Below are 10,226 nucleotides of genomic sequence, written 5' to 3' on the forward strand. Positions count from 1 at the left end.
CGGCCGTCGTCGTCACGTCACTTGCAGGTGAGAGCGGAGTACGCGGCCTGCTTCGTGGTCGTCACTGCGGCTCCGTCCAGGGTGGCCGTCGCGGTCACCGTCGCCGAGCCCGCGGCCACCGAGGCGGCGCGGGTGGTGAAGGCGTGGGACGCGCTCGACCCCGGAGCGATCCCGGTGAACGACTTCGAGCCCCAGGAGGACGCGATGGTGATCGCCGCTGGGACCTTCGCGTCGTTCCGAGCGGAGACCGTCACCACGACCTTGCCCGCCACGCAGCGGCTGGTGGCCGCCACGGTCGTCGGTACCGTCGCCGCGGAGGCGCGGACGATGGAGAGGCGGTAGGTCGCTGTCGTCGTGTGGTCCTGCGCCGACGACTCGACGACCACGCTCGTCGTGCCCGACGCCGCGAGCGGCACCGTGCGGCGGAGGGTGTCGTCGATCAGCACGCCGTCGACCTTCACCAGGCCGCTGGGCACGGCCGGGTCCAGGTCGAGCGAGACGCTCGTCGTGCCGGCCGGCACCGTGAGCGTGTGGTCCCTGACCCCGGCGGCGAGAGCCGGCGAGAGCGTCCCGACGTCGGAGGAGAGCTTCGTCAGCTCCGGGTCCGCAGCGTAGGTGGTCGACTCGGTCGTGTAGACCCCGAAGACACCGCCGACGTAGCTGGATCCGGTGCCCTGGAAGCGCACCGTGACGACGGGGATCTTCTGCCCCTTCGCGTCGAGCACGTACTTCCCGCTCTGGTCGCGCTTGTAGCTGTCCTTCGCGGCGAGACCGCTGAGGATCGACGCCGGGATCCGGTCGTACTGGACGTACCAGCTCGTCGCTCCGGCCGCTCCCGAGACCACCTCGGTCTTGAGCTTCACGTCGTTGAGGTAGACGTCGAAGGTGCGTCCCGCGTCGCCGCCGTAGTAGCGGACCCCGAGGTAGTTCGCCGGCAGAGCCGGGTCGACGATCATGTCGTACTGGAAGTACGCCTCCGCCGAGCGCTCGCCGTCGCGGTACCCCTCGCCGCGCCAGGTCCCCACCGAGGACCGCGCGGTCTTGTAGTTCTTGTCGGCCTCGCTGTTGTTGTTGTCGAAGGAGGTGAGGGAGTCGATCGTCGTCTCGTCGACGCGCAGCTGCTCCTTCTGCGTCCGGATCAGCTCCTGGGCCGCGGCCGAGTCGGGCTCGATCAGGGTCATGTAGGTCGCGTAGCGGGCGTTGTAGAGGCTGTAGTACGGAGTGAACACCCGGGCGGCGGACGCGGCGTCGACGTTCTTCATGCCGAAGCGCATCGTCGTGCGGCCGTTGCCGTCCGCGCCGTCGGGCAGGCGGACCAGGTTGCCGCGGACCGCGGACTTCCAGGCCGCGGAGTCCGCGACGACGACGTTCGAGTTCACGGACTTGTCGGCCGTGCCCATGCGCACCAGGACGCCGGCGACGTAGGACGCCTCGACGTTCGAGCGGTTGAGCTCGGTCGCCAGCAGCACCGGTCCGTAGCGGAACGCGGTCCAGTCGGGGTTCTCCGTGTCCGCGACCGCGCTGACCGCGGCGGGCAGCTTCCAGGTCAGCACGTCACCGGCGGCGACGGCGACCGAGACGTATCCGGCCTGGGCCGTGACGGCACGGACGGCACCGTTCACGGTGAGCGTCGGCGCTCCGTCGATCCAGGACGGCACGCGCAGCTTGAGGGTCGTGTCCGCGGCCACGGCTCCTCCGGCCAGCGCTTCGACCCTCAGGGTCGCCGTGTCCGTGCTCGGGATGTCCGCCGTCTGGGTCAGCCGGAGGTTGTTCGCGGAGGAGCGGAGGACCGAGGAGCGGAACTGGTTCACGAAGACGGTCTTCGGCTTCTCGAAGTAGATCGAGTCGCCGAGCTTGGTGAAGCTCTCGATACCCGAGCCGTGGTCGCACCAGAACTCGTCGAGCTCGTGCCCGAAGACTTTGGCGTAGCCCGCGGTCTGCGGCTGGAAGTAGGTCACCATGCCGGTGTCCGGGTTCTGCACCGAGAGGACGCCGTTGATGAACGTCTCCTCGTAGAAGTCGGCGTACTTCACGTCCTCGGTCACCTGGAACAGCGCCCGGGTGAGCTTGAGCATGTTGTAGATGTTGCAGCCCTCGGAGGTCGAGTTCTCGCCGTAGCCGGTGGTCTGGCCGTTCGTGGCGTACTCGTACAGGGTGCCGGGTGCGTGGAAGTGCTCGGACTGGCTGTTGCCGCCGTTGGCGTAGGTGTGGGTCTCGTCGACCATGCGCCAGAAGTTCTCGGCGGCACGGCGGTACATGTCGAGATCCGACTTCTCCGCGGCGGTGAGCGTGGCGTAGAGCGCCGGGTCGTCGGTGAAGACGCGGTAGCGCTTCAGCGCGCCGATCAGCTTCGGGACGGTCGTGTTCGCGTGCAGCCCGTTGAGGACGTCCTCGTTGTTCGCGAGCTTCTGGAACAGCGCGGTCTCGTCGAAGTACTCGGCCGCGCGCTTGTGCGCCGGGTCGTGCGTGGTCTCGTACAGGCGGTAGAGCGCCTCGTTCATTCCGCCGTACTCCGTGTTCAGGAGCTGCCCGGGGTTGGCCTGGCGGCCCGCCCAGGCGGTGATCCAGCTGCCGAAGCCGCCGGCGACGACGAGCGCCTTCTGCGAGACGGCGTCGGGCGCCTGGTCGTGGGCGTCGAGGAGGCCTGCGAGCACCTTGTGCAGGTTGTAGAAGGGGACGAGCAGGCCGTCGCCGCCCGAGGGGAGGTAGCGGGTCGGGAACGGCGAGACGTAGCCGGCGTTCGCGGGGTCCTTCAGCGCGTAGGCGTCCTGGACCTTCTTCAAACCGTCGACGGAAGCGGTGAGCTTCGCGAGCAGAGCCGCCTTGGTGGCCGCGTCCTCCTCGGTCGCGTAGGCCTGCGAGAGCGCCGAGAGGTAGTGGCCGAAGAAGTGGCCCTGGAACCGGGTGCCGTTCTCGCGCTCCCAACCCCCGTATCCGCCGCTGGTGGTCGGCGTGAGCCCGGCCTCGCGGTAGAAGGAGTAGAGGAACATCTCGGGGTCGAGGCTCAGCAGGTACTCGACGGTCTGCTGCTCCCCGTTCTCGAGGTAGGGGTCCTGCACGGAGACGTCGGACAGGCCGGCCTCCAGAAGGTAGTTCGACGTCTTCACTCCCCGGGGCTGCACCTGGAGAGTGTAGGTCTTCGTGACCGCGGTGCTGCCCCCGTAGGTGGCGGAGCCGGTGAGGACGACCTGCGTCGCGGAGCCGGTGGGCGGCGTGACCGCGGCCGTGCCTCCGCTGATCGCGACGGTCGCCGGGTCGGAGGAGGTCCAGCTGAGGGCGGACCCCTTCGCGCCGACGGTGGGCAGGGTGAAGCCGGTGCTGGTGCTCGCGGGCGGGGCGACCAGCTCGAGGTCGGCCCGGGCGATGCTCGCGGGGTCGAAGGAGGGGTTCCCGGCCTTCGTCAGGGCGACGACGTCGGTGGTGGTGGCGACGCCGTTGTAGAGCGCGTAGTCGTCGAGCAGGCCGCGCAGGTGCGCGCCGTTGTACTGGGGGCCGTTGAAGCCGAGGGTCTTCGTCGACGTGCTCTCGGAGCCGAGGACGCCGGACGCGGAGGAGGACGGCGCGGTCTTGACGACGGCGGTCTGCTTCACCCCGTTGCGGTAGAAGGCGACGGCCTTGGTGCTCTTGTCGTACGTGGCGACCACGTGCGTCCACTCCCCCGCGGGGAAGAAGCCGGAGCGCGCGGTCTCGACGGCGACCTTGTACGGCTGACCGCCGGACGGGCCGATCGAGAGGGCGAGCGGGGTGCCGTCGCCCTCGGAGGTGAGGTACCAGCCGTCGGAGTTGTAGGCGGTCTTGTTCCAGGTGAAGACCTGCTCACCGGTCATCGCGCTGGTCGGCTTGTACCAGAAGGAGACGGTGAGGTCGGCGGGCTGCAGCGCCGCCGCAGTGCCGAGCGAGATCGCGTTCGATCCGGTGAACTCGAACGCCCGGCCGTTCAGGCCGGTGCCGTAGGAGGCCGTGCCCTTCTGCATCCCGAGGGCGGTACCGCGACCGCTGGTGTCGGCGAGCGACCCGTCGAACGGGAGCTCGAGCACCTTCGCGGCGTCGAGCGAGGTGGTGGGGGCGGCCTGGGCCGTGGGGCCGACCGACAGGAGACCCGCCGTCAGCGCCATCACCGCCACGGTGGCCAGGGGGAGTCGTCGTCTCATTCGTGAGGCCTCTCGTCGTTGAGAAATCCGGCCCAGGGGGGCGGGCCGCCTCGAATGTTACCGTTAACAATAGTTTTCGGTGAGGTTTCGGTGAGAGGACTGACAGGGTCCTCGAGCGCTCAGCGGCGCCGGTCCAGAGCCGCCCGGAGGTACGGAGCGGTGCGGCTGCCCGCGGCCTCGGCGACCTCCTCCGGAGTGCCCGTCGCGACCACCGAGCCGCCGGCCCGGCCCGCCCCCGGGCCGAGGTCCACGACCCAGTCCGCGTCGGCGACGACGCGCATGTCGTGCTCGACGACGATCACCGTGTTGCCCGCGTCGACCAGGTGCTGCAGGTGCTCGAGCAGGCGGTCGGCGTCGGCGGGGTGCAGGCCCGACGTCGGCTCGTCGAGCAGGTAGAGCGTGTCCCCGCGCTGGGCGCGACGCAGCTCCGAGGCGAGCTTCACCCGCTGCGCCTCTCCCCCGGACAGCTCGGGCGCCGGCTGGCCGAGCGAGACGTAGCCGAGCCCCACGTCCACCAGAGCGTCGAGGTGGCGGGCGACCTCGCGGTCCTCGGCGAACGCCTCGCGCGCGTCGGCGACGCTCAGCGCGAGGACGTCGGCGATCGTCCGGCCGCCGAGGGTGACCTCGAGGGTCTCGTCGTTGTACCGGGTGCCGCCGCACGCCGTGCAGGGCGCCTCGACGGTCGGGAGGAACAGCAGCTCCACCTCCACGGAGCCCTCGCCCTTGCAGACGGGGCAGCGCCCGCTGGGCAGGTTGAAGGAGAAGCGGCTCGCCGAGAAGCGGCGGCGCTTCGCCTCCGGGGTGGCCGCGAAGAGCGTCCGCACCCGGTCGAACAGACCCGTGTAGGTCGCGACGTTCGAGCGCGAGGTCCGGCCGATCGGGGTCTGGGTCACCTGCACCACCCGGCGCAGGCGGTCCGCGGGCCCGGAGGCGGTGCCGCGGGTCGCCGCCGCCGCCGCGTCGAGCAGCGGGTCCGCCTCCCCGCCCTCCTCCGCCGGCGCGTCCTCGGCGACGTCGGCGCGGAGCGAGGCGCGCAGCAGATCGGGCAGCGCCTGGTTCACGAGCGTCGACTTGCCCGATCCGGAGACACCGGTGACCGCGGTGAGCACCCCGACCGGGAACGCGACGGAGAGGTCGTCGAGGGTGTGCCGCGAGACTCCTTCCAGCTCGATCCACTGCTCCGCGGTGCGGCGGGAGCGCAGCGGCGCCGGGTCGCCCTCGGGGAAGAGGTAGCGGCGGGTGACGGAGTCGCGGGCGCCCGGCAGGCCGTCGAGCGGGCCGGAGTAGACGACGGTGCCGCCCCCCGACCCCGCGCCCGGGCCGATGTCGACGATCCAGTCGGCCTCGCGGATGACGTCGAGGGAGTGCTCGACGAAGAAGACGGTGTTGCCGGTCGCCCGCAGGGTCCGCAGGATGCCGAGCAGCGCCTCCGTGTCGGCGGGGTGCAGGCCCGTGGACGGCTCGTCGAGCACGAAGACGACGCCGAAGAGGCGCGAGAGCACCTGCGTCGCGAGGCGCATCCGCTGGAGCTCCCCCGAGGAGAGCGTCGGCGTGGAGCGGTCGAGCGAGAGGTGGCCGAGGCCCAGGTCGACGATCGGCGCGAGGCGGGCGACGAGGTCCTCGACCAGCCGCTGCGCGGCCAGGCGGGTCTGCGGAGCGCCGTCGGCCGGGGTCCAGCCGGGCTCCAGCACGCGCCGCGCGACGACGACCAGCTCCTCAAGCGGGAGCGCTGACAGCTCGGTGATGTCGAGCCCCTCGAAGGTGACGGCGAGCGCGTCGGGCTTCAGCCTCCGGCCGCCGCACACCGGGCAGGCGACGCTGACGACGAACGAGGCCGCGCGCTCGCGCATCCGGGCGCTCTTCGAGCCGGCGAAGGTGTCGAGCACGTAGCGGCGCACCCCGAGGAACGTGCTCATGTAGCGCGGCTCGTCACCGGCGGCCACGGCCGCGCGCACCTCCGCGGGAGAGCGGTCGGTCCACACGGGAACCTGCGGGGAGTCGGGAGTGTGCAGGATCCAGTCGCGGTCCTCCGCGGGCAGGTCGCGCCACGGAGCGTCGATGTCGTGTCCGAGCGAGATCAGGCTGTCGCGCAGTTGCTTGCCGTGCCAGGCGGTCGGCCAGGCGGCGAGCGCCCCGTCGCGGATCGAGAGGGAGTCGTCCGGCACCATCAGCTCGTCGGGGACGTCGTAGACCCGGCCGATGCCGTGGCAGCTGGGGCACGCGCCCTGCACGGTGTTGGCCGAGAAGTCCTCTGCGAGCAGCATCGGCGCGCCCTCGGGGTAGGCGCCGATGCGCGAGAACACCATCCGCACCACGCTCGAGAGCGTCGTCGCACTGCCGACCGTGGAGCGGGCCGAGCCTCCGGAGCGCCGCTGCGGGAGGGCGACGGCCGGCGGCAGGCCCTCGATCGAGTCGACGTCCGGCACGCCGACCTGGTCGATCAGCCGCCGCGCGTAGGGGGCGACCGACTCGAAGTAGCGGCGCTGCGCCTCCGCGTAGAGCGTGCCGAAGGCGAGCGAGCTCTTGCCCGATCCGGAGACCCCCGTGAAGGCGACGAGGGCGTCGCGCGGCACGTCGACGTCGATGCTCCGGAGGTTGTTCTCGCGGGCGCCGCGCACGCGGACGCGGTCGAGGGGGTCGGTGGTTCCAGGCGCGCTCATCCGTACAGCCTGCCGTGCCGGGATGTGGGGCGGCCGCCGCGGAGCTCCGAGGCGCTCGACGCCGAGACGGCCCGCTCCCGGCCGAGGCACCGCAGTGGGGCGGTGTCTCGGCGGGGGCGGGCCGTCTCGGCGTCAGCGGCGCGCGTGCGTCAGCAGGTGCGCGCCGGGTAGGCCGCGGTCAGGGCGCCCGCGGTGAGCGAGGCGGCCGGGACCGAGGCCTGACGGGTGGTGAAGGCGGCCGAGGCGCTGGCGCCGGGGGCGGCGGTCAGCGTCTGCGAGGCGCCGAACGGCGAGCGGATGACGACCGAGAGGGGCGTCGTGCCCGTGTTCTTCACCACTCCGGTGAGGACGACCTTGCCCGCGACGCAGCGGGTGGACGCGGTGAGCGTCGAGGTCGGTGCCGTCACCACCACGGTCGCGGTGACCGTGACGGCCGTGGAGCTCGAGAGCCGACGGTCGGCGGCGTTGTAGGCCGTCGATCCGTTCGCGCCCACCCACTGGTTGTCGTTCGCACCGATCGTGCGGACGACTCCGGTGACGGAGTAGCGGCCGGGCGCCGTCGCCACCGCGGAGGTGTTCCAGGTGACCGGCTGCGAGGCGGTGCCCCGGTTGTAGGCGAGCACGACGTCGGCGCGGGCGGGCAGAGCCGCCGCGGCGTCGGTGCCGGAGGCGACCGTCACCTCGCCGAGGTCCGAGCGGACCGCGGAGGCGGCGTCGGCCGAGCGGACCTCGGCGTACTGCCCCGCGGTCAGCGAGACGATGCCGCCGTGCTTGGTCGACGAGGCGAGCGAGAAGCCCGGGTCGGTGAGCTGGGTCCAGCCCGTGTCGAGGTCGTTCGTCACCATCGGCTTGTAGCCGGTCGCGGGGATCACGTCGACGTACAGGTACCAGGTGTCCTCGCCGTGGTCCTTGAACACCGCGGGGCCCTCGACCCCACCGGGGTTGCCGCCGGACCACACCGCGCCGATGCGCGACTGGATCTGCGTCCACGAGGTCGTCGGCAGCCACCAGGTCGCCGAGGTGGTCGACTCCATGTAGATGCCCTTGCCGGTGCCGTTGTCCTTCGAGATCCGGTAGGTCGTGCCGGAGTCCTGGATCAGCGTGGTGTCGATCGTGTCGGCCCCGGTGTCGATGAAGGTGCCGCCGTACGAGTAGGTGGCCTGCGTGAAGTCCGTGGTCGCTCCCCAGAGCACGCGGGAGGATCCGGTGCCCGGCGTGTGCGCCGCGGTCGGGTAGACCGTCGAGGACCAGTAGACGACGAACGCGCCCTTGCCGGGTCCCGCGTAGTCCGGCACCCACGTGGCCTCGGGAGCCCACATCATGCCGGCCTCGAGCTTCTTCGTCCCCGCGGCGTCGAGCGCCACGTCGAACTGGCGGACGTCGCTCCACGACACGAGGTCGCTCGACTCCCAGACGTTCATCTTCGTGCTGCCCTTGGTGGTCCAGTAGCACCAGGTGTCGCAGGTGCTGGGGCCCCGGTCGCCGCCGAAGACGCGGAGGTCCGTGGCGATGATGTAGTACTTCTTCGTGTCGGGGTTGTAGGTCAGGTACGGGTCGCGGACACCGGTGGTGCCGAGGTCGGAGGCCAGGATCGGCTTCGCACCGTTGAGCGGGTCCCACTTCTCCGGGTCGTCGCCGCGGGAGACGTCGAGGTAGATCTTCTCGGCGTAGCCCTGGGAGTCCTCGACGAAGTGGACCATCATGTAGCCGTAGGGGGTGTCGACGCCGACCTGCGGCTCGACCGTCACGGCGATCGAACGGGTCTGCACGATTCCGCGGATCGACGCCGTCGCGGTGAGCGACGAGGTGCGCGCGGCCTGGCCCACGGCGGGGCGGTCGGCGCTGAGGGTGCGGCCGTCGGCCGAGACGCGCAGGGTCGGGTCGCTGGAGGACCAGGTCACCGCTCCCCCGTAGTCGGGCAGGTTCGTGGTCGAGTCGTCGACGGTGAGCGGGGCGACCCCGGCCAGCACGGCGGCGGCGATCGGGGAGAACGTGGAGGCGTGAGGCTTCGCGTCGACGCTCGACACGGCCACCACCTCCGCCCCGGTGAGCGCGCGGTCGTAGACGCGGAACGCCGAGACCTCGCCCGTGTAGAACGGGTCGGGGTACGGTGCGCGGCCGATCGTGTTGAGCGACTGGTCGGCCACCGACGAGGGGCGCAGGGCGGTGGGCGCCGAGGCGACCTGGACGCCGTCGACGAAGAACGAGATCGTGCCGGCGCTGCCGTCGATCACCGACGTGAGGCTGTACCAGCGGTCGGCGGTGAGGGCGGAGGCGCTGCGGGCGTTGTTCTCGCCGTTCCCTCCGCTGGTCGTGATCGCGGTGCGCACGCGATCGCGGACGGACGCGAACCAGTACTGGTTCGTACTGTCGCTGCCGATGTTCCACAGGAAGTGGAAGTTCGAGAGCATCGACGCGTCGGCGCGGGTCTCGATCGTGACGGTGGCCGACGAGCGGCCGGTCAGCAGGTTCGCGGGCAGCTGCACCCAGGGGGCGGTGGTGCTGCTCTTGGGGCCGCCGGTGAGGCGGAGCGACGTGCCGGTCCAGAGCGCGTCGGTCGCGTTGCGGACGGTGGCGGCTCCCACGCCTCCGCTCACGGTGTTCGGGACCGTGCTGCCGGTGGTCTGCGTGAACCGGTAGTCGGCGAGGAGGCCCTGCTGCGGGATCACGGCATCGGCCGCCTGCGCGGCCGGAGCCGGGGCGACGAGGCCCGAGAGCAGCACTGCTCCGAGGCCGAGCGCGGCGAGCGCTGCGCGCAGCGGCGCTCGCCGCGCGGGTGTGGTGGTGGGGGGCATGGTGCTCCTTCAGTGGAGTGGTGCGGTTCAGGGAGGGGGAGAGGATCTCGGGGTGCCGAGCCCTGCTGGGTCGAGCAGCGCCGTCAGGGGCGTGTCGGAGCCTGTGTGCGGAGCACGAAGGGCTCGATACGCCGCCGGGCGGCTGCTCGACCGGCAGGGAGGGGCAGCCGCTCGACCGGCACGAGGGATCAGCCGCCGGGGTTCGTGTCGGTGTACCCGGTGGTCGGGGCGGTGGTGCCGAGTGCCGCGAGGGTGGGCGCCCTCCGCATCACGACGGGGTTGCCCGGGCTGTCGCGACCATGGAGCAGTCGCCGTCGTGGAACTCGATCGCGGGGTCGGCGGTGTCCGGCGCGATCGGGTCGGTGGAGGTCGGCTTGTCGAGGGCGACGGCCGGGGAGGCGGCGGTGAAGGGCAGCGGAGCCACCGCGGCGAGGAGGATCAGCAGCCCGGCCGTGTGGCGGCGCCGGAGCCCCGCGGATCGGGGGAGCTCGGCGTCGACGGGCGTCGATGCGGTCGTCATCGTGACTCCATCGTCAGGGGCGGCGTGGGGCCCGGAGGCGCACCGTGAGCGGCGCGCCCCCGGGGGCGCGCCGCTCACGGTGCGCCTCCGGGCCCCACGC

4 protein-coding genes are annotated in these 10,226 nt (G+C 71.8%); all 4 read right to left on the bottom strand.

Going from position 1 to position 10,226, the window contains the following annotated elements:
• Positions 1–17 precede the first annotated feature (17 nt).
• On the bottom strand, positions 18–4,151 hold the full coding sequence (locus tag C5C44_RS10850; RefSeq protein WP_104335845.1) for a beta-L-arabinofuranosidase domain-containing protein: 4,134 nt from the start codon (positions 4,149–4,151) through the stop codon (positions 18–20).
• Between the two features lie 119 nt (positions 4,152–4,270).
• Positions 4,271–6,811: an excinuclease ABC subunit UvrA gene (locus C5C44_RS10855; RefSeq protein WP_104335846.1), complete on the bottom strand. Its 2,541-nt coding sequence runs from the start codon at positions 6,809–6,811 to the stop codon at positions 4,271–4,273.
• A gap of 149 nt (positions 6,812–6,960) precedes the next feature.
• Complete coding sequence (locus C5C44_RS10860) at positions 6,961–9,606, bottom strand: LamG-like jellyroll fold domain-containing protein (protein ID WP_104222429.1); 2,646 nt, start codon at positions 9,604–9,606, stop codon at positions 6,961–6,963.
• Positions 9,607–9,874: 268 nt separating this feature from the next.
• Positions 9,875–10,126, bottom strand: coding sequence for a hypothetical protein (locus C5C44_RS10865; protein ID WP_104269303.1), 252 nt, complete (start codon positions 10,124–10,126; stop codon positions 9,875–9,877).
• Between the last annotated feature and the right edge of the window lie 100 nt (positions 10,127–10,226).

Source organism: Rathayibacter sp. AY1F6, assembly GCF_002932035.1.
Classification (GTDB): domain Bacteria; phylum Actinomycetota; class Actinomycetes; order Actinomycetales; family Microbacteriaceae; genus Rathayibacter.

Coding starts and splice junctions, on each gene's coding strand:
- C5C44_RS10855 (WP_104335846.1), bottom strand. CDS start 6,811: ATGAGCGCGCCTGGAACCACCGACCCCCTCGACCGCGTCCGCGTGCGC.
- C5C44_RS10865 (WP_104269303.1), bottom strand. CDS start 10,126: ATGACGACCGCATCGACGCCCGTCGACGCCGAGCTCCCCCGATCCGCG.
- C5C44_RS10860 (WP_104222429.1), bottom strand. CDS start 9,606: ATGCCCCCCACCACCACACCCGCGCGGCGAGCGCCGCTGCGCGCAGCG.
- C5C44_RS10850 (WP_104335845.1), bottom strand. CDS start 4,151: ATGAGACGACGACTCCCCCTGGCCACCGTGGCGGTGATGGCGCTGACG.